Source organism: Cedecea selenatireducens (assembly GCF_042138895.1).
Lineage (GTDB): Bacteria > Pseudomonadota > Gammaproteobacteria > Enterobacterales > Enterobacteriaceae > Cedecea > Cedecea selenatireducens.
Genome location: NZ_JBHIKW010000007.1, coordinates 25,043 through 45,464, shown reverse-complemented (window position 1 = coordinate 45,464; position 20,422 = coordinate 25,043). Strand labels below are relative to the sequence as shown.

14 protein-coding genes are annotated in these 20,422 nt (G+C 56.2%); 2 read left to right on the top strand and 12 right to left on the bottom strand.

Annotation, left to right across the window (positions count from 1 at the left end; genetic code table 11):
• Positions 1 to 23 precede the first annotated feature (23 nt).
• The 12 genes from recD to rppH form a co-directional block, all read right to left on the bottom strand.
• A complete protein-coding gene (recD, locus tag ACE38U_RS13000; protein WP_375529884.1) occupies positions 24 to 1,865 on the bottom strand; it encodes an exodeoxyribonuclease V subunit alpha in 1,842 nt (613 codons plus the stop codon).
• Entirely contained in the window at positions 1,862 to 5,407 is a 3,546-nt protein-coding gene (recB, locus tag ACE38U_RS12995; RefSeq protein ID WP_375529883.1) for an exodeoxyribonuclease V subunit beta, read from the bottom strand. Before recB ends, recD begins: the two co-directional genes overlap by 4 nt.
• On the bottom strand, positions 5,407 to 8,292 hold the full coding sequence (gene ptrA / locus ACE38U_RS12990; RefSeq protein ID WP_375529882.1) for a pitrilysin: 2,886 nt from the start codon (positions 8,290 to 8,292) through the stop codon (positions 5,407 to 5,409). The genes recB and ptrA overlap by 1 nt, the downstream gene beginning before the upstream one ends.
• 149 nt (positions 8,293 to 8,441) lie before the next feature.
• The gene (recC, locus tag ACE38U_RS12985) at positions 8,442 to 11,813 is read right to left on the bottom strand and encodes an exodeoxyribonuclease V subunit gamma (RefSeq protein ID WP_375529881.1); all 3,372 of its coding nucleotides are present in this window, start codon (positions 11,811 to 11,813) and stop codon (positions 8,442 to 8,444) included.
• A 7-nt stretch (positions 11,814 to 11,820) separates the two neighbouring features.
• A complete protein-coding gene (locus ACE38U_RS12980) occupies positions 11,821 to 12,162 on the bottom strand; it encodes a prepilin-type N-terminal cleavage/methylation domain-containing protein (RefSeq protein ID WP_038479294.1) in 342 nt (113 codons plus the stop codon).
• Positions 12,144 to 12,578 carry a DUF2509 family protein gene (locus tag ACE38U_RS12975; protein ID WP_038479291.1) on the bottom strand — a complete coding sequence of 145 codons (435 nt, stop codon included), beginning with the start codon at positions 12,576 to 12,578 and terminating at the stop codon, positions 12,144 to 12,146. Before ACE38U_RS12975 ends, ACE38U_RS12980 begins: the two co-directional genes overlap by 19 nt.
• Positions 12,575 to 13,135, bottom strand: a complete 561-nt coding sequence (locus ACE38U_RS12970; RefSeq protein ID WP_375529880.1) for a prepilin peptidase-dependent protein — start codon at positions 13,133 to 13,135, stop codon at positions 12,575 to 12,577. The genes ACE38U_RS12975 and ACE38U_RS12970 overlap by 4 nt, the downstream gene beginning before the upstream one ends.
• Positions 13,129 to 13,596, bottom strand: coding sequence for a prepilin peptidase-dependent protein (locus tag ACE38U_RS12965; protein WP_375529879.1), 468 nt, complete (start codon positions 13,594 to 13,596; stop codon positions 13,129 to 13,131). Before ACE38U_RS12965 ends, ACE38U_RS12970 begins: the two co-directional genes overlap by 7 nt.
• A gap of 186 nt (positions 13,597 to 13,782) precedes the next feature.
• Entirely contained in the window at positions 13,783 to 14,577 is a 795-nt protein-coding gene (thyA, locus tag ACE38U_RS12960) for a thymidylate synthase (RefSeq protein ID WP_008458459.1), read from the bottom strand.
• 6 nt (positions 14,578 to 14,583) lie between these two features.
• Positions 14,584 to 15,456, bottom strand: a complete 873-nt coding sequence (gene lgt, locus ACE38U_RS12955; protein WP_038479282.1) for a prolipoprotein diacylglyceryl transferase — start codon at positions 15,454 to 15,456, stop codon at positions 14,584 to 14,586.
• 344 nt (positions 15,457 to 15,800) lie between these two features.
• The gene (gene ptsP, locus ACE38U_RS12950; protein ID WP_375529878.1) at positions 15,801 to 18,047 is read right to left on the bottom strand and encodes a phosphoenolpyruvate--protein phosphotransferase; all 2,247 of its coding nucleotides are present in this window, start codon (positions 18,045 to 18,047) and stop codon (positions 15,801 to 15,803) included.
• Between the two features lie 12 nt (positions 18,048 to 18,059).
• The gene (gene rppH / locus ACE38U_RS12945) at positions 18,060 to 18,590 is read right to left on the bottom strand and encodes an RNA pyrophosphohydrolase (protein ID WP_008458467.1); all 531 of its coding nucleotides are present in this window, start codon (positions 18,588 to 18,590) and stop codon (positions 18,060 to 18,062) included.
• A 686-nt stretch (positions 18,591 to 19,276) separates the two neighbouring features.
• Here rppH and mutH point away from each other — a divergent pair.
• Both mutH and ACE38U_RS12935 read left to right on the top strand, forming a co-directional pair.
• Complete coding sequence (gene mutH / locus ACE38U_RS12940) at positions 19,277 to 19,963, top strand: DNA mismatch repair endonuclease MutH (RefSeq protein WP_038479274.1); 687 nt, start codon at positions 19,277 to 19,279, stop codon at positions 19,961 to 19,963.
• Between the two features lie 159 nt (positions 19,964 to 20,122).
• Positions 20,123 to 20,341, top strand: a complete 219-nt coding sequence (locus tag ACE38U_RS12935; RefSeq protein ID WP_008458470.1) for a YgdI/YgdR family lipoprotein — start codon at positions 20,123 to 20,125, stop codon at positions 20,339 to 20,341.
• Positions 20,342 to 20,422: the final 81 nt, after the last annotated feature.

Here is a 20,422-nt window from a genome sequence, read left to right as displayed (position 1 = left end):
TTGATTGTGCCTTCTCTTTACTCTTATTCCCCGGAGAAAATCGCCATTAGCCCGCTGCGGCGCTCCGTACGCGTGGCTATAGCTTTATTCAAAACGCGTTCGTCGGCATACAGCGATAGCTGCTTACGGGCGCGTGTAATTGCCGTGTAAACCAGCTCGCGCGTCACCACCGGCACAAATTGGTTTGGCAGCACTAATGCGGCATGGTCAAACTCAGAGCCCTGAGACTTATGCACCGTCATGGCGAAAGCCGTGTCGTGTGCTGGCAGGCGGCTTGGCTGAACTGACTTCACCTTGCCGTCGGGCATCGGGAACCAGACCCGAAGCCCCTCTTCACGCAGCAAAGCAATCCCGATATCACCGTTAAACAGCCCAAGCGAGCTGTCATTACGGGCAATCATCACCGGACGCCCGTCGTACCAGCGCGAAAGCGCCTGAGAGGGCCGCTGAATCAGACGCGCCTGTACAAACGCCTGTTCAATGCGCTCATTCAGGCCGCTAACGCCAAAGGGACCTTCACGCAATGCACACAGCAGCTGATAACGACCGAAAGCGCTAAGAATTTCGGCTGGCTCGGCTTTCTGCCGCACCTGCTTTAAATACTCTCCGTAGCCGCTCACCACGTCGGCAATCATCGCCGTGTAATCTTCAGGTTCAAGCAGCGGCTGCAGCGAAATGTCGGTGAATCCCTGTCCAAACGCGGCCTTAACCTGCCTGCTGTCGCTCGCATTGACTGCAAATGCCAGCTGACCGATGCCGGACTGGCTGTCGAATCGGTAGCTTTTACGCAGCAGGCAAAGCCCGTCACGCAGCGCGCTTGCCCGGTCGCTATCGCCGACGGGCACCTCACAGCCCGTGAGCCGCTGTAATTGCTCCGCACGCTGCGCCGAATAACCGTCATTCACGTAATGGCAGATATCGCCCAGAACCGCGCCCGCCTCCACGGACGCCAGCTGATCTCTGTCTCCGAGGAAGATGACCCTTGCTCGCTCAGGCAGAGCATCGATAAGCCTGGACATCATCGGCAAGTCCACCATCGACGCCTCATCCACCACCAGCACATCAAGGTGCAGTGGGTTACCGGCGTGGTGCCGCAGACGCTGGCTGTTTGGCTGCGCCCCTAACAGGCGATGCAACGTTGAGGCCTCATCCGGCAGGCGCTTTTTCTGCTCGTCGCTCAGCGGCAGCTGGCGCAGCGCGCTGCCTAATGACTCCGTTAAGCGTGCTGCAGCCTTGCCCGTTGGGGCCGCAAGCTGAATGCGAAGTGGCTGACCATCGGTAAGCTGCACCAAAGCGGCCAGCAGTTTTGCTACCGTCGTGGTTTTGCCGGTGCCCGGCCCGCCGGAGATAACCGAGATACGCCGGGTCAGCGCGACCGCCGCGGCCACCTTTTGCCAGTCCGTCTGCTGGCTGCTGCCAAACAGCGCGTCGAGGCTATCCCGAAGTCGAGCTTCATCTACCGCGACCGGCTGATTATGCTCGCCAAAAAAGGCGGCTACCCGCTGCTCGTTACTCCACATGCGGTTGAGGTACAGACGATTGCCGATCAGTTTTAACGGCGTGGCTTCATCGTTCGAACTCACCGAATGAGAAGCCAGTAATGCGCTTTCCCAGCCCATGGCCGGCTCTGCCTCAGCGAAGAGCTGAGCCACCAGCTCAGGATGTTTGCCGGCGAAGACAAAGGCAGGCGTTATCCGATCAAGCGGCAGGCACACGTGCCCTTCCCCTGACTCGTGGCTAAGCAGCGCGGCGGCCAGCATCACGGCGGGCTGCGCATCGTTAGCCACCATCATGGCAAACTGCGAGTCCAGCGGCCTGAGGGCTTTCAGCGTCACCGCCTGGTTGAGTAACTGTGACATGCTCACTGGCCCATCTCCTCTGCTGTCCCGGCAAAGAGCGCGTCCATCGCATCAATCAGCTTGATGTCCGGGCGCGTAGAAAAAATACCCTGCTCAGGTTTGCCCTGCTCCACGCCGCGCAGGAACAGATAAATTACCCCGCCGAAGTGCTGCTGGTAGTCATAACCTGCCATGCGATGGCGCAGGTATCGGTGCAGCGCCAGCGTATAAAGCTGGTACTGCAGGTCATAGCGGTGGGACTGCATCGCCTGAGCCATGGCTTGCCGGGTGTAGGCGCTGCTGTCTTCGCCCAGCCAGTTAGATTTGTAGTCCAGCAGGTAATAACGCCCTTCCCAGCGGAATACCAGGTCGATAAACCCCTTCAGCATCCCCTTCACCTGGCGGAAGTCCAAAGGCGGACAACCGGCGGAAAGCGAATCGTAACGGCGAATCAACGCGTCCAGCGCAGGAGCCTGCAGCTCATGGTCGATCGGTAAATAAAACTCCAGCTCAACCTGTTTTTCCTTCGACGGAAGCAGATTCAGCGCAACCCCGGTGTCATTGAGCGGCGCGGCGAGCACCTCTTCCAGCCAGCGGCTAACCACCGGGCACCATTCGCTGCCAAATCCGTTGGCAAGCAGCTGCTGTGCCGTTTTCTCGCTATCTACCGGCTGGGTAAAATCAACCTCTTCAAACAGGCTGTGCAGGAAAGTGCCTGGTGAAGCCCCGCGCGGGAATGTATGCGGCGTAAGTGACGGCTCACTTTGCTCCGGCGCTTCCCCCACGGCATCCACGTCAAGACGTGGCACCAAATCCAGCACCCGGCTGCTGCCGTGCTGCTGCAGCCCGGAGTAGCTGGTCACGCGCCAGTTATCGGCAATTCGCCGTTTAAGCTGGCGAGCGGCAAGCTCAGGCAACGCGCTGGAGACCGGCTGCCACGGAGAATCCTCACCCGGAGACAGCGTTTCAACGTCAATGGCTTCGCTCTTGAGGACGTCCAGCGCCTGACGCAGCCCTTCGGCATCAAGCGCTTCGCCTTTTTGCAGCAAATAGCCCAGCGCGCTGAGGTGCAAGTCGCTGTTGCCTTTTTTTGCCCGGGAACCACGGAACAGCGGCGCCACGCCCAGGCTGCAGTGCCAGACGGAGCGGGTCAGCGCCACATACAGCAACCGGAGATCCTCGGCCAGGCGCTCTTCTTCGGCAAGCCCAAGGCTTTCCGCATCATTGCTTAAATCCAGCAGCGAGGTAAAAGTGGTTCGATCGTGATACAGGCCGCTGCTCTGCGGGCGATAGTTGGCCACGAACGGCAGCCAGACCAGCGGGTACTCCAGCCCTTTGGATTTGTGGATGGTCACCACCTGCACCAGATGTTTATCGCTTTCCAGACGCAGCTGCTGGCTGGAGGCATTGCTGTCCGGCTCGGCAATACGCTGCGCCAGCCAGCGCACCAGCGCATGCTCACTTTCCATTTCTGCCGAGGCTTCCTGCAGAAGCTCGCTGATGTGCAGGATATCCGTCAGCCGGCGCTCTCCGCCCGGCGTGGCCAGCAGGTTTTCAGCAATATTTCTCGCGCCGATCAGGGCTCTTAGCATCGGCATCACGCCGCGCTTCAGCCACTGTTCGCGGTAGCCGAAAAACTCTTCAACCAGGTTGTCCCAGGCTAGCTCGTCTTTGTTCAGCGCCTCAATAGTCAGCGCATCCAGCCCCAACATGCCCGTCGCAATGGCGCTGCGCATGGCGGTTTCAATTTCAGGCGTTAATACCGCCTGCAGCAGCCACAGCAGCTCGCGTGCCTCTACGGTTGCAAACACCGAATCACGGTTTGAGAGGTACACCGAAGGAATATTGAGCGCGCCAAGAGCATCGCGCACGATAGCCGCCTCGCCACGGCTGCGCACCAGAATCGTCATATCCGATGCCCTGAGCGGGCGGGAGTCATCCCCTCGCCAAAGCAGCGCCTCGCCCCGCTGCCCGGCGGTTAGCCAGTCGCGAATTTGCCGGGCGCACTGCGTGGCCATCGCTTGTTGGTAATCACTTACACCGACACCTTCGCCCGGCTGGAGCCACATTTTTACCGCAGCCTGGCTTTCACCATGGACGGTAAACCGCAGGCCGCCGTTGCGTGGCGCTGACTTGACGGGCAGGAACGGGATCTGACGGAATAAGAACGGATTCTCGACCTGCTGGAACAGCGTGTTCACGCCGTGGATCATCGCCGGAGCCGAGCGCCAGTTGGTGTCCAACGAGTAGTGGGCGCTCACCTCATGGCGTGCTTTCATGTAGGTAAAAATATCAGCGCCGCGGAAAGCATAAATCGCCTGCTTCGGGTCGCCAATCAGCAACAGCGCGGTGTCCTGCTGCCTGATATACAGCCGGCGGAAGATGCGGTACTGCTGCGGGTCGGTATCCTGGAATTCATCGATCATCGCCACCGGAAAACGCCCACGGATAGCCGCAGCTAAAGCATCGCCACCGGGCTGATGCAAAGACTCATCGAGCCGGCTCAGCATATCGTCAAAGCCCAGCTCACCGCGGCGGCGTTTTTCCTGCTGTACGATGTAGCGAATTTCGGCCATCGCCCTGGCTATCACCAGGTCGCGCAGGGTCAGCGGCTCGACCAGCAGGGCGTCTATTGCATTGAACAGGCTGTGCCGGGGCACTTCACCTTTCCTGGTTTTTTCTTCCAGCGTGCTTTGTGCAAACTTAGCCAGCGCGTCAGGGAGCTGATAGCTGGTCGTTTCCAGCTGTGCCCACTGGCCCACAATCTCCAGCCAGTTCGGTAAATGTTTGCTGCTGTAGCTGCGCTTATCCACGCCAGAATCGCCAATCAGGCTCGCCAGCTCACCTGCGGCAGCTCGCCACTGGGCTTTTACCCCGTCGATAGCGGCGATTATCTTTTCATGGCGGGCCAGCAGCGTTTCGTCATCGGCCGGCGGCTGTTTGAGCTGCGGCTGCTCGCCCTGGAGCCAGCTGTTGATGTCCCGCAGGAGCGCTTCCGGCCCCGACCACGCTTCACTCATTGCCTGAGCCACCGGTTTTGGCAGCGGATAACAGTGACGGCGCCAGAAGTCTGCGCAGGCGTGGCGGCGCAGCACGGACTCATCTTCGAGAAGCTGCTGTTCAAACAGCATGCCGGACTCAAAAGCATTCAGGCTGAGCATCCGCTGGCAAAAGCCGTGGATGGTGAAAATAGCGGCCTCATCCATTTGCTGCTCGGCTAACAGCAGGGTACGGGCAGCAAGCTGCTTGTCCGCAATCTGGGCAAGCAGGCTCTGAATTAGTGGGTTTTTGCTTCGATTACGTATGCAGGCGATACGCAATTCGTGGATATTGGCCCGAATACGGCCACGCAGTTCTTCCGTGGCCGCTTCGGTAAAGGTCACCACCAGCAGTTCTTCTACGCCGAGCGGGCGAGGGAAAGCATTCTCTTCCCCCAACCCCAGCAGCAGCCGCAGGTAAAGCGCGGCGATGGTAAAGGTTTTACCGGTACCCGCGGAGGCTTCTATCAACCGTTCACCAAACAGCGGCAAACTTAAAGGATCAAGGGGCTGCGCGGTTACATCGGTCATTATTTCTCGCTTACTAGTGGTAACGTCTGCTGCAGACTGCGTGCCCCCTCCCAGGTTTTCCACCCTTTTGGTGCCGCATAGTCTGCTTTGCCGTTATGGCTGCCGGAAATTTGTGACAGCACCGCCATCCCCTGGGGAGCTATCACCGCCTGGTGGAAGAAATCAGCCAGCTTCTGCGGCGTTAATTTCTTAATTTCGGCGATCACTTTATCACGGGAATCAAACGCCATGTTTCGGCGATCGAAATCTTTGCTCAGCTGCGATGCCTCTTCCGCGAGGGTTTGCGGTGCCTGCTGCATCTGGGCAATCATCCCCTGCTGGATTTGGGCAAACTCGGCGTCGCTCATGCCGCGCAGCTTTTTCTCGATAACCGGATAAAACGCCTTAAATCGCTGATACAGATAGGCTGGCTGCTTGTCGCTGCTTTGCAGCAGGAAACCCACCCCCCACTGGCGGCCAATGGACATCGGGAAAGCAAATACCGCGTAGCCTAGCTGTTCCTGCGTTCTCAGCTGATTATAGAACCATGGCTGAATAATTTGCCCCAGCATTGAGCCATAGGCCGTGCTGGTCGCTTCGTTATAGCCTTTTGGTACATAAACCGCCGCCAGCGCTGAGTCCGTGCTGCTTCCGGCCTTTTCAAACATCGCCAGATGCTGCTTATCGATCAGCACATCATCATTGCGGCACCATTCGCCGCCCTTCGGTGCCAGCTGCGCTTTGACGTTTTCCGCCAGCCGTTTGGTCTGCTCTGGAGACATGTTGCCGATAACCATAAATTCAGGCCGGGAGTTGGTTTTCAGCCGCGCACGGTAATCAAGCACGTCTTTCAGCGTCAATTCAGGCAGCAGTGCGCGGCGGGTACTACGCTCAAAATAAGGCACCTGCGAAACCATCTGCACCGGCGAAATAGCCTGCTCAAAAGCTTTGCCTTTTTCCGCCGAGTCCATCATCTGCGCATACCAGGACTTCGCCTGATCCAGCTGTTCCTGCGTTGGCGTATAGCTAAAGTAGCCCTTCAGCAGCGCCTCAAACAGCTGCGGCAAGCGTTGGGTATAGCCGTTGGCGTTGATCATCAATCCGCTATTGGCGTTTGAAGAGAAACTGATGCCCCCGACCGACGCCTGATTGCTCAGCTCATCAAGCGCGATGCCCGCCAGATAATCGTTGATAGCAAACAGCACCTGATTCTTCGCGCTGTCCATCACCTGCGGATTACGCAGCACAAGGGTTACGTCCGCTTTTGGCTCGTTGCCAAAATAGCGGCTGGGCATATACACCACGCGCAGATCCGGCTCCTGTATCAGCAGCTCAGGATGCTCGTACTGCTTCTCCGGCTTATAAAGCGTGAAGTCGTCGGGAATGTAGGGGTTCAGCTGAGGCAGCTCAAGCTTGATGGCATCTGCCTTCTGCTGCCAGTCGGCAAAGGTCTGCGCAGGAATTTTGTCCACTTCATAAGGCGCATCGACGAAATAGGCCGTTTTATTGTGCGGCTCCTGCGGGCTGATAAACCACACGCGGGCATTTTGCGGCGTCATCATGTCCAGACGCGCTTTAATCGCATCAGGATCGTACTGGTCGGCAAGGTTAGCCGCATCAAGAGTATGGGCAACCGGGACGCGCAGCATGGTGTCCGCCAGCCATTCGATATAGTCCATATCACGGGTGATGGACGGGTAGCGGAAATCGAGATCCAGCACGTGGGCCAGCTCATCAAAATAACGCTTGTCGATCCCCTTAGCACGCAGCTGATTGAGATAGCTGAATACCGCCGCAACCACCTGATCACGGTTGGCCAGACCTTTGTCCGTCAGCGACACGGAAATAGCAAAGACGCCGCTATTGCCGGTAACCATCGGGTCAGAATCAGCCCGCACGCTCTCGGCAAGCCCCTGCTTTTGCAGCCAGTCTGACAGCGTATCGTGGCTGCGGTTGCCAATCAGGTAGCCGATAAGTTCATCGGTTTTACTGCGGAATTTATCGCTATCGTTATCAATGCGAAATTCAACCCGAACCACCTTACGCGGCATCACCGGCACATAGTGGATAAAAATCCCTTTTTGCGCGTCGGTCACCACCGGCACGTCGATAACCGGTTTTTCGATGTTTTTATTGGGTACGCGACCATAGGTTTCAGCGGCAATCTTCGCCAGCTCAGGCAAGGGCTTGTTGCTGTAGATAACGGCCTTCATCAGGTTTGCGGAATAGTATTTATTCCTGAACGTCACCAGCGCATCAAGCAACTTACTGCCGGGTTTATCACGCAGGGTTTCAAGATTACCGCCGGAGAAACGCGAACCAGGGTGAGCGGGGTTGATCGTTTCGGCGCTGACCTGCGCCATACGCATCCCGTCGCGCGCGCGGGCCATCGTCAGCTCGGCATTGACCGCATTACGCTCACGTTCGGCATACTGTGCCGCAAGGTTAGGCTCCGCAATCGCGTCAGCCAGGCGGTCCACGGCCCCGTCGAGCGCATCGTTTTCCACTTCCAGATAAAACGCGGTGCGGTAGGTCGCGGTGCTGGCGTTGTGGCTGCCGCCGTGTTTTTTGAGGTACTCAGACAGGCTATCCGGGTCCGGGTATTTTTTGGAGCCCATTAGCGTCATGTGTTCGAGGAAGTGAGCAAGCCCGAGATGGGCATCAGGATCTTCCAGCGAGCCGACGGGCACCACCAGCGCAGAGAGCGATTTCACCGCCTGCGGATCGGAAACCAACAGCACGGTCATACCGTTATCTAAACGAATAGCCTGATACTGACGAGGATCTTTTTCACTTTTACGGATGGTGTCCTGAATCGGTTGCCATCCGTTATCTGCCTGACTGAAAGGTGCCCAAAGAGCAACGAACAAGAAAAGCGCGGTAAACCAGGTGCTGCATTTAGGCATTCACAAACCTCGTCTTCACTAACTTACTCATCATTAACAACTTTTCGAAGCTATCCGTCGAACGCCGTTGTTATACTTCGCCAGCCCTGAGCAAGAAATCGCATCATAATTGAACTCACCGGGCTGTGCAATTTTTATACAACCCTTGTTCAGGGTTGGTTGAAACGGAACAGAGGAAGCAGGTAGCGCTCGGCCTCTGTAAGTATCGCTTCGTAGTACTGGGCATCAAGGGTACGGTACAAACGTTGCAGCCAAATATCAGCGCCTTCCCCTTCAACCATATGGTTTCCTTCCCACGCAGCCAGCAGCTTAGTGCGCGCCTTCTGCTGCGTTTCCTCATCCCATAAAATGGCATTATTTTGCGGGTCATAACAGGCTTTTATCCACGCCCCACCGCTGTTATGCAGCAGCAGCAATGGCTGACGAAGCCCTTCTTTATAGCCCGCAATCAGTTGCGACAGCCAGGCCTTCGCCTCACCACTTTCCATCGCAGGGAAGCGCCACTGCGAATCTTTGCGGCCGTACATCCGGCTTTCGCCAGCATAGCCGCTGGCACAGTGGACCAGGTGCTCAATCCACAGCTGCATACCGTGGGCTACGTTCAGCACCGAAGGGCGCCAGCGTAATAGCCCATCTGCCTGTACGTCCGACAGCCAGCCCGTCACTCTGGTTCCGTCGATATGAAGATCAACTTCACGACTCTCCCCTTTTTGTCGCTCTGCCAGCACTTTCTCAGCCAGCGTGTTCATTTCATTGCGCTGATTTTCCCAAAGGATTTCACCAAAAGCACCGTACGGCAGAACACCTGCGGCCCTATAACGCACAAACAGCTGGTGCGGATCTTCTTGCTGGACAAGGGTATTAAGCAGGTGCTGGTTTAGCTGAAAACGATCGAGCACGTCGAGGGTAAAGGGCTCTTCATCCGGTAATTCCGTATCTTCCAGACGGAAATTAATCCCCAGGCGCATTTGGAAAAATGCCCGCACCGGGTGCCGCCAAAAGCGCTGTAGCTGCTCAAGGGATATTTCGTCGCAGGGCTCAGCAGCCAGAGGTTGAATAAAGTGAGCATGTGCCTGCCCGTTGCCGCTGGCCGCTGGCAGCCACTCCTGAGCAAAGCTCTGCTGCTCGCCTTCGGCAAAGTAGTTACTGCTGTCGAAAGGCGTGCGGGCATGAAGCGTGACCAGGTGCTTTCTAACATGCTCGCTGCTGTCATCGGCGTTGCATTCGGCATCACCGGGGAGGTAATGGCTGCGGGCTACATAGTCCAGCAACTCCTCCACCAGCACTGACGGGTAGCGCCGGCTGTTATCCTGAATCGAACGGCCGATATAGCTAATGTACAGCCGCTGCTGCGCGGAAATTAACGCTTCCAGGAACAGGTAGCGATCGTCGTCCCGGCGGCTGCGATCGCCGCGCTGCGGATGCTGGCTCATCAGGTCAAAGCCCAGTGGCGCAAGCGTTCGCGGGTAGACGCCGTCATTCATGCCAAGCAGGCAAACGACCTTAAACGGAATGGCACGCATCGGCATCAGAGTACAGAAGTTTACCGGCCCGGCGAGGAATCGCTGGCTGATACGTTCCTGATCGAGACGCTGAGCCAGTTCATCGCGCAGCAAGGTTAAGGGCACGGGCTGCTGGTAGGCGGCCTCGGTTCCTTTCTCAATCATCTCCTGCCACTGCTGCTCAATCAGCGCCAGCGCCGCTTCAGTTTCACCGTCAGGCAGGAAGAAGCTGCTCAGCATTTCCCGGCACAGCGGGAGCCATTCATCCAGAGGGCGTTCCTGAGTCAGCAGCAGACGCCAACGGTTAAGCTGCATCAGCAGTTCCGCAAGATGCCCTACCAGCTCGGCAATCAGGCCGCTGGACTCATCGTAGGGCAGGACCGAATCCCAAACCCCGGCCTGGCTTTCCATGGCATAGCCAAGCAGCATACGGGTCAGACCAAAACGCCAGGTATGCTGCCCGGTAGCCGGCAGCTCTAACTCACGCACGTTGTCGTCGTCAATGCCCCAGCGAATACCGGACTCATTCACCCATTTACGCAGGTAGCGCAGCCCTTCTTCATCAATAGAGAAGCGCGCCGCCAGCGCTGGCACTTCCAGCAGCGCCAGCACATCCTCTGCCGCAAAGCGGCTTTCCGGTAGTCCGAGCAGTAAAATAAACGCCTGAAGCGCCGGGTGCGCCTGACGTGCCCGTCGGTCAGAAATAGCAAACGGCAGCCAGCGCTCATCACGTGCGCTGCCAAACACGGCCTGAATAAACGGGCTGTAGCTATCAATATCTGCCACCATCACGATGATATCGCGCGGCGTTAGCTCAGGGTCAGCTTCCAGCATCGCCAGCAGTTGGTCATGCAAAACTTCCACTTCGCGCTGCGGGCTGTGACATTCATGAAACGTCAGGGAACGATCTTTAAGGTCCAGCAGCCGTTTGCCGTCGCTGCGCTCGTACTCATCAACCGTCAGCCCCAGGACCTGCGAATCTTTCAGCTCCAGCAGATCGTGCTGCAGCCCGTGCAGGAGATTATCTGGCTCTAAATCGACAAAAACATCGACCTCTTCAAAGCGTTCCAGCTCGGAAAGCAGGAAGGAGTAGTCGCGCCCCAATTTCCCCCAGGAAGCCAGCAGGGAATTGCCCACATCCTGCTCGCCAAGTTCATTAAACAGCGAAGAGGCTTTGTCGTTATCTTTAAACAGCGTCTGTTCCCGATCGGCCTGATGCAGGCGACGACGACGGCTAACCAGGCGGGCAAGAAACGCGGGATCTTTGATGTCCCCCCAGTAGTAACGGCAGGGGTTGGTAAACAGCACGTGGACGTCAATATGCTTACCCAGCGCCTGCAGGGCCTGAAGGTAAACCGGCGGCAGAGCGGAAATACCACAAATAAAAACGCGAGGCGGAAGTCCCGAAGGGCAAACATCGCTGTTTTCAAGGGCACTAATGAAACGCTGGTAGAGGTTGGCACGGTGCCATTCGGGCTGCCCCAGCTCAGCCGTGTAGCGTACAAGCTCTGCCCACAGCGGAGCCTGCCAGAGCTGAGACTCTCCCGCGCCGTCAACAAGCTCCCCCTTTTCCCAGCGGCTTAGCCAGCCGGGACGATAGACGAGGTACTGGTCATAGAGGTCGGCAATGCGGGAAGACAGTTGGAACAGCTTGCGGCTGCTATCATCCTCCCGCAGGTAGTGGCTGAGCAGGGTAAATTCCGGTTTGTCGAGCATGTTCGGGATAAGCGTCATCAGCTTCCAGCTCATACTCTGCTTGTTGAAAGCACTTTCTTTAGGGATATCCGGCAACACCCGCACGAACATGTCCCAGATAAAGCTGGCCGGCAGCGGGAATTCAATGTTTGCCGCGATGCCAAACTTTTGCGCCAGAGTCATTTGCAGCCACTGCGCCATCCCGGTGCTTTGTACCAGCACGACCTCCGGCTCAAAAGGATCCGGCAGCGGCTGGCGCTCTACAATGAACTCCATGATAGCTTCCAGCACATCAAGGCGGTTGGAATGGTAAACACGCAACATGAAATCGCTACTCCTGACGTTGTTCTGACCGTGGGCAATCCAGCCTCAAAAGCTGTGCGGCTCGGCCCTCTGGGCTTGTTACAGTAACGTCGATGCTGACACATCCCAGGGAAGATGTCTGCTGTTGGCGTACATTCCATGAATCAGAAGGTGGCAGAGCTTCAAGTTCAGTCTGCTCGCGGGCCACGCGCCAGAGCTGCCTTAGCTGCCATTGACTTGTAAAACCCTGCTGCAAGACGCGGTGGTAACCTAGCAGCGCAGTCATCACAACGCCAAACAGCGCGAGGGCGCACAGAACTTCAGGCAGGCTGAACCCGCCCTGCCGGGGAATTATCGGGGCAGCTTGCATAAGTCATCATCCGGTAAAGGGCAAAAGTCGAGCCAGCCCTGGGCTGAAGCCACCAGTTCACCTCCCTGAAGTACACCCCAGCGCCACAGCGTGAACGGCACTTCATTTCCGGGAATGGAGCCGAATGCAGCAAGCAGCGCTTCGCCTTTGTCGGTTTGATGAAGGCACGCCTGCCAGTTATTACGAGCCTCAAGCCGGCACTGCCACGTTCTCTGTGGCCGCCAGCTTTGCTTTTCCCCCCACGCCAGAGCGGACCTCGCGGCAGTATGGTTTTTGATAAACTGAATTTCAGCGGCAACCTCAAAGCGCTGGGCACTCAGTTGCTGAGATAGCCCACTCAGGATCAAAGAGCCCACGGCTAGCAGCATCAATACCATCAGCAAGGACGCACCGCCTTTCTCACGTTTGCCGCTCATAAATTTTCCCCGCTCACCACGTAGTTCACTTCGGCAGCACGCCCGCCCTGTTTTAAACTCGATGCAAGCTTGATGAGAAATAAAGGTCTGCCCGTTTTGCGATTTTGACGAGTAACGGAGAAGTGCTGCACGGTCGACTGCGCCGGGTCAGACATTCTTTCCCAGCCGCTCCCCTCACAATGCTCTACGCCTTTTTGCGTTTCCAGGTTGCCGTTACGTAGGCGATAGCCCTTCTGTTCACTTTGACTATCCTTCGCGGTGTCCCATCGACCATTATGGTTAGCATCCCACTGCACCACCACGCAGCCACCCTGATTCGTTAACTTCACACCTTCGCCCTGGCACTGGCCTCGGCAATAGCCAGCCCGCTGCAAATTCTTGCCAATCGCAAACGCCATCTGCCACAGCGCCTCCTGCTGAGCGACATAGCCGTACTGCCGTAAAACCTCCAGTTGTAAAGCCGGAAACAGGCGCGAAGTTCCCAGCAACAGCACGCTGCTCAGGGCCATCGCAATAAGCATTTCCAGTAGCGTAAATCCTTTCTGAGCACTCAGCATGGCTTACCTCCGGACAGTTCACACAGCCGCGTGCGCCCCCAGACTGATACCGTCACCCTCCACCGCCCGGCCTGGCTTTTCAGAACAATATGGCCGGGCCAGGCGGTGCTGCGTACACCGTAAAAACCTAAACCAGCCGTCATATCCTCCACGATGATGTCGTCAAATTCAGGCATAAAAGCCAGTCGTGAGTTAGACAAACAGTTTTCAGATACGCCGCGGCTTGCCAGACACCAGCTTTTCCCGCTCTGGTGCAGCGCTAAAAGATGAGTCTGATTGTTCCAGTTTGCGTCATTTCTCAGGCCTGAGAGAAAGTGGCTCAGCCGCTGGGCTGTCTGCCAAAGCTGCACTTTCTGCTGCCACTGGTGCCAGCCATGAAGGCCTCCGGCGCTGAGTGCGGCAACGATGGCTATCACCACCATTAGCTCAATAACGCTAAAACCACGTTGATTAATGTTCATGGCCGACAGTGTGACCAGCCGCGTTTAGATGAGCCAGCAGGCATACGCGAGGATGCGGCAAATGCCGGAAGATAACTGGAGGGTTGCAGGAATTTTCACTGCGGCCGGAAGCCGTGCCGAAGAAAAGAAATCTGGGCAAAAAAAACCGGCGCACTCAGGCACCGGTTCTGTCACGCTGGCTGTGAACTATATGGCAACAGGCGCTTTGATAGCCGGATGCGGATCGTAGCCTTCAATCTCGAAGTCTTCGAAGCGGTAGTCAAACAGCGACTCGGGCTTACGTTTGATAACCAGCTTAGGCAGCGCGCGCGGCTCACGAGTCAGCTGCAGGCGAGTCTGTTCCAGATGGTTGCTGTACAGGTGCGTGTCGCCCCCGGTCCAGACGAAGTCACCGACTTCCAGGTCGCACTGCTGCGCCATCATATGCACCAGCAGCGCATAGCTGGCGATGTTGAACGGCAGCCCAAGGAAGATATCGCATGAGCGCTGATAAAGCTGGCAGGAGAGCTTGCCGTCGGCCACGTAGAACTGGAAGAAAGCGTGGCAAGGCGCCAGCGCCATTTTATCCAGCTCGCCCACGTTCCATGCAGAAACGATGATGCGACGGGAATCCGGATCGTTTTTCAGCTGGTTCAGCACGGTGGTTAGCTGGTCAATATAGCGCCCGTCAGGCGTTGCCCAGGAGCGCCACTGCTTGCCGTAAACCGGGCCGAGATCGCCGTTTTCATCCGCCCATTCGTCCCAAATCGTCACCTTATTTTCTTTCAGGTAGGCGATATTGGTATCCCCGTTGAGGAACCACAGCAGCTCATGAATAATCGAACGCAGGTGACATTTTTTGGTGGTAACCAGCGGGAAACCTTCCTGCAGGTTAAAGCGCATTTGATGCCCAAAAATAGACAACGTGCCGGTACCGGTACGGTCCGCTTTCGGCGTGCCCTCTTCGAGCACTTTTTTCATCAAATCAAGATACTGTTTCATGTCACCTCACGAAAGTTGCTGCTGTGGACGGCGGTAAGCCCAGACCATCATGGCGATACCGGCAACAATCATCGGAATCGACAGGATCTGCCCCATGCTGATGTACTGCACCCAGGTGCCGGTGAACTGCGCGTCCGGCTGGCGGAAGAATTCCACGATGATGCGGAACGCGCCATAGCCGATCAGGAACAGGCCAGATACCGACCCCATCGGGCGAGGCTTACGAATAAACAGGTTCAGAATGATGAACAGCACAACCCCTTCCAGCGCCAGCTCATAAAGCTGCGACGGATGGCGCGGCAGCACGCCGTAAGTATTGAACAGCGATTGCCATTCCGGGTGCGTTGCCAGCAGGCCAACGTCTTCACTGCGCGAGCCAGGGAACAGCATGGCGAAGCGGAAGTTAGGGTCGACGCGGCCCCACAGCTCACCGTTGATAAAGTTGCCGAGGCGACCCGCGCCAAGACCAAACGGGATAAGCGGAGCAATAAAGTCGGAAACCTGGAAGAAGGTACGTTTGGTGCGGCGTGCGAACCAAATCATTACGCAGATAACACCGATAAGCCCGCCGTGGAAGGACATACCGCCGTCCCAGACTTTAAACAGGTACAGGGGATCGGCAAGGAAGACCGGCAGGTTGTAGAAGAAAACATAGCCCAGACGGCCGCCCAGGAAGACGCCAAGGAACCCTGCATACAGCAGATTTTCTACTTCATTTTTCGTCCAACCGCTGCCCGGACGGCTGGCGCGGCGTCCGGCAAGCCACATGGCAAACACGAACCCAACGAGGTACATGAGTCCGTACCAGTGCAGGGAAACCGGCCCGATGGAGAAAAGCACCGGGTCAAATTCAGGGAAACGCAGATAGCCACTATTCATCTGTCACCACAAGCTATTGTTACCCCGCCAAAAAATTAAAGGCGGGTTGCAAGTACGCACCGCTATCGATGCGCTCCGAAAGCAGCGGATCATAGCACAAACGGCCTGAGTGATTGATTATGGAAGTTGTAAAAGATGTGTAATGTCCCGGTGATGCCGGGACACCTAAGACAATGCACGACGTGCGTGGGAAATTAAAACTACACAAGGCATCAAAGAAAACAAACAGGGAAAACCCTTTCAGGGTTTTCGGCTGATAAACCACAACAAGGGAAAAACCACGTTTTATCCCTTGTTGTCAGGTAAGGGTAATGTCCCGGTGATGCCGGGACATATTGAATAAATTAGCGCCCGCCGCGGATCAGGCCGCCCATGCCACGCCGCTCCATAAACGCCGCGACCTGGTGGCGTACTTCCGTCGCCATTTGTGCCTCAAGGCTGCGCTGAGCAAGTACTTCGGCTTCTTCCAGATGGATATGGCGCAGCAGGTATTTAATACGTGCGACAGAGCGGCCGTTCATCGAAAGATGGCGGTAGCCCATCCCTACCAGAATCGCGACGCACATCGGGTCGCCGGCCATCTCACCGCACAGGCACAGGTCGATGTTATAGCGTTCCGCTTCGCGGGCAATCAGGTTTAGCGTGCGCAGCATTGCCGGGTGCAGGCTATCGTAAAGGCTAGCCACCCGCGTGTTATTACGATCGACCGCCAGCAGATACTGGGTAAGATCGTTCGTCCCCACGGAAATAAAATCAACGCGCCCGGCCAGGTGACCCAGCATGAACACCATCGAAGGAACTTCAACCATCACCCCAAGCCTTAGCTCGGGCAGTTGATAACCTAATTCTTCTTCAACTTCCCGGCCTGCGCGATCGATCAGCCTGCGGGCATCGTCAATCTCATCAATGCTGGTGATCATCGGCAGCAGAATGCTGAGATTCCCCGTCGCCGCGTTCGCCCGCAGCATCGCACGAACCTGGATCAGGAAGATCTCTGGCTGATCGAGCGTGATGCGGATCCCTCGCCAGCCAAGGCAAGGATTTTCTTCGCTGATGGGCATGTATGGGAGCTGTTTGTCGGCCCCAACGTCGAGCGTACGCAGCGTCACCGGCTTGTCGTTAAACATCTGCAGCATGCCCTGATACTGCGCGACCTGCTCTTCTTCTGAAGGGAAACCGCTTTGCAGCATAAACGGGATTTCGGTGCGGTACAGCCCGATGCCGTCGATACGGCTGCCAAGCTGTTCTTCATGCTCGGGGCTAAGGCCCGCATTAAGCATCACCTGCACACGCTCACCGCTTTTTAGCGCAGCAGGCTGCTCTACGTCGTCTTCCGCCAGGCGGCTGAGTTCGTTTTCTTCGCTCACCAGGCGCTGGTATTCCTGCAGCAGTACCTGCTCAGGATCCACCAGCAATTCGCCGCGATAGCCGTCCACCACCAGCATGCGGCGATGCAGTACCGAAGGCTGAATATCCGCCCCCATAACGGTCGGAATACCGAGCGCACGCACCATGATGGCAGCATGAGAGTTTGCCGCACCGTCGCGCACGACTACGCCCGCAAGGCGCTTCTGCGGCAGCTCGGCAAGGGTGGTGGCCGAAAGCTCATCCGCAACCAGAACAAAGCGCTCCGGCCAGGTATTCGGGCTCTGAATAGTGTCGTCGAGGTGGAACAGCAGGCGCTGCCCCAGGGTTTTGAGGTCTCCCGCCCGCTCTTTCAGGTAGCTGTCAGAGAGGCTGGCAAACTGTTCAGCAAACTTCTCAACAACCGTTTTTACCGCCCATTCGGCCACCGAGCCTTTGTCCACCTCGGCAAAAAGTTCACGGCGAAGGCGCGCATCGGTTAACAGGTGAGAGTAAAGATCGAAGATAGCCGCGGTCTCTTTCTGAGCCCCGGCGGCAAAACGCTTGCTGTAGCGGCGAAACTCCCCGGAAGCCTCTTCCAGCGCGGCGGTAAGACGCTCACGCTCAAGTGCGGTATCCAGGGTTGATGCCTCAAAGACCTGCTCCATCAGCGGGACGGTGGTGTCCATCCAGCCTTCTGCAATGGCAACGCCAGGCGATGCCGGAAGCGCGCGGATGCGGGTCTGGCGGTACTGCCCAAACAGCGCCGCTAACTGAGACTGGGACAAAATCCCGGCCATCTGCGTGGCCAGCGTAACGAGGAAAGACTCTTCGCTCTCATCGTACTGCCGGTGTTCACGCTGCTGGACAACAAGCACCCCCAGAAGCTGACGGCGCTGGATAATAGGCACCCCAAGGAACGCACGAAAACGCTCCTCTTTTACGGCGGGTACATATTTAAAGCTGGGGTGTTTTTGCGCATCGGCCAGGTTAATCGGCTCCGCGAGCCGCCCAACCAGGCCAACAATACCTTCATCAAAGGCAAGCGTAACGGTGCGACCACGCGGTTTTTTTAACCCACGGGTCGCCATAAGGTAAAAACAGCGGCGCTCATGATCGGCGAGATAAACCGAGCAAACCTCGGTATCCATCGCAAGGCAGATATCAGTCACCAGGATGTCCAACGCCTCATTGAGGCGCGGGGCACTAGCGACCTTTTCGACTATTTCTCGCAGACGGGTGAGCATTTTTCGCGTGACTTAACCTCTTTTACGTCGCCAGGCCGGCGAGTTATTGCGTGGTGGCGTAACTTCCTGCAGTGGCATAACCACGCTGGCAAACTCTTTCATTACGCGGCGGTAAACATCGCGCTTAAATGAAACAACCTGACGAACCGGATACCAATAACTGACCCAGCGCCAGCCATCAAATTCCGGCGTGCTGCTGGTTTGCATATTGATCTCACCGTCGCTGCTCAGCAGCTGCAAAAGAAACCATTTTTGTTTTTGGCCGATACAAACCGGCTTTGTGTCCCAACGCACCAAACGTTTAGGTAATTTGTAACGCAACCAGTTTCGGGTCGAGGCAAGAATGCGAACGTCTTTTCTCTGCAAACCGACTTCTTCGAAAAGCTCCCGGTACATTGCCTGTTCAGCGGACTCGCCAGGATTAATGCCCCCCTGAGGAAATTGCCAGGAATGTTGGCCAAAACGCCGCGCCCACATCACCTGTCCCTGCCGATTACATATTACGATCCCAACGTTGGGGCGGTAGCCATCATCATCGATCACCGGACTACCTCAAAACAAACTTAGATTGCATCGATTGTTTCATACAAGTGTCAGGCGGTAAACCACTCTCTCGGCGGCGTTTGCATGGAATAACATTTGAATAACTCACAAAAGATAGCCGGGTTATAAACAGGGGCGGCCAAAACCAGCCGTTTTATTCACTTTTTCTGTGGATATAACTGTGAAGAACTAACGAATTACATCGGGACAACTCGGGACAAGTAAAATCAGGAGCAATCCGAACACATATTAAAGTCTTTATATATCATAACCATAATACTATAAAAATGACACATCGCTTTCATAATGTGACGATCGTCACATACGAAGATCGTCGGCTGATGAAAGATCGAACAATGTCGTTTTTATCCACAGATTGTGCAAACAAGTTAGGCACAAATCGGTGAAAAATTGGTTTTTACCGCCCCGTCAAGGCTGTAAATGGAACCAGTAGTCGAGCTTTTTCCCAGTTATCCCATTTTTCTGTGGATAACATGGTGTAAGATCCTGTTCATTGCCAGTGACCAGATTTGGAAAAGCTTTTTTCATGCCGCCACAGCGAAACGGCTGACTTAAAAAAATCATTATAAATCAGAATATTGTTAATCTTATCCTCAGACGACTAAACTAAACTTTCGCTGTGAACAAAGTGCGTTCATTTTTTAACCAAAAAACATCAACGAGCTATGCAACCGATACGTCCCCTAATTACGCCCCCAAAGAGTGAAGCCGAACTGCTCCAGCAGGCCCAGCAGGTAGCCGGTTATACCCTGGGAGAACTGTCGGCCTGCGCCGGGCTACAGACGCCGAAAGACCTGAAAAGAGACAAAGGCTGGATTGGCGTTTTGCTGGAGCTGTGGCTGGGCGCCAGCGCGGGCAGCAAGCCCGAGCAGGACTTTGCTAATCTCGGCATCGAGCTTAAAACGATCCCGGTGGATAGCCTTGGCCGCCCGCTGGAAACCACTTTTGTGTGCGTCGCGCCACTAACCGGTAATAGCGGCGTTGTCTGGGAAACCAGCCACGTGCGGCACAAGCTCAAGCGCGTGCTGTGGATCCCGGTGGAAGGTGAAAGGCAAATTCCACTCGCCGAGCGGCACGTTGGCTCTCCTCTGCTCTGGAGTCCCTCAGAAGAAGAAGAGCGGCAGCTGCGTCTGGACTGGGAAGAGCTGATGGACTTGATTGTGCTGGGCCAGGTCGAGCGTATTACCGCCCGCCACGGCGAAGTGCTGCAGCTGAGGCCCAAAGCCGCCAACAGCCGGGCATTAACCGAGGCCATCGGCGCCGATGGTGCGCCTATTCTCACGCTGCCACGCGGCTTTTATTTGAAGAAGAACTTTACGGCTGCGCTGCTCGCACGGCACTTCACGCTCTAAGCGCTGCGGTAGGGAAAGGCAATCCAGGTTTATGTCAGTACACGCCGGAGAATGTTACATTTCCCTCGCCCTAATAAGAATTTGCTGCTTTCCTTCCCCTGTTCATCAGGTTATTACTAGACTTATTAACGGGATCCCTTCCTGACGAGGAACACAACGATGACTAAATGGGCAGTAGCAATCTCCGCCATTGGTCTTGCCTTTGCCGTTTCAGGCTGCAGCAGTGACTATGTGATGGCAACCAAAGATGGACGAATGATTTTGACCGAAGGTAAACCTAAGGTTGATGAAGACACCGGTCTGGTCAGTTATCGCGACCAGCAGGGTAACGAAATGCAGATCAACCGCAACGACGTTTCCCAGATTATCGAGCGCTAATCTCAGGGTCAGCCCACCGGCTGGCCTGGTGACTTTTCTTGCCTCCCCTCTTTCGCTTTGCCTCGGCCTCTGCCATGTTTA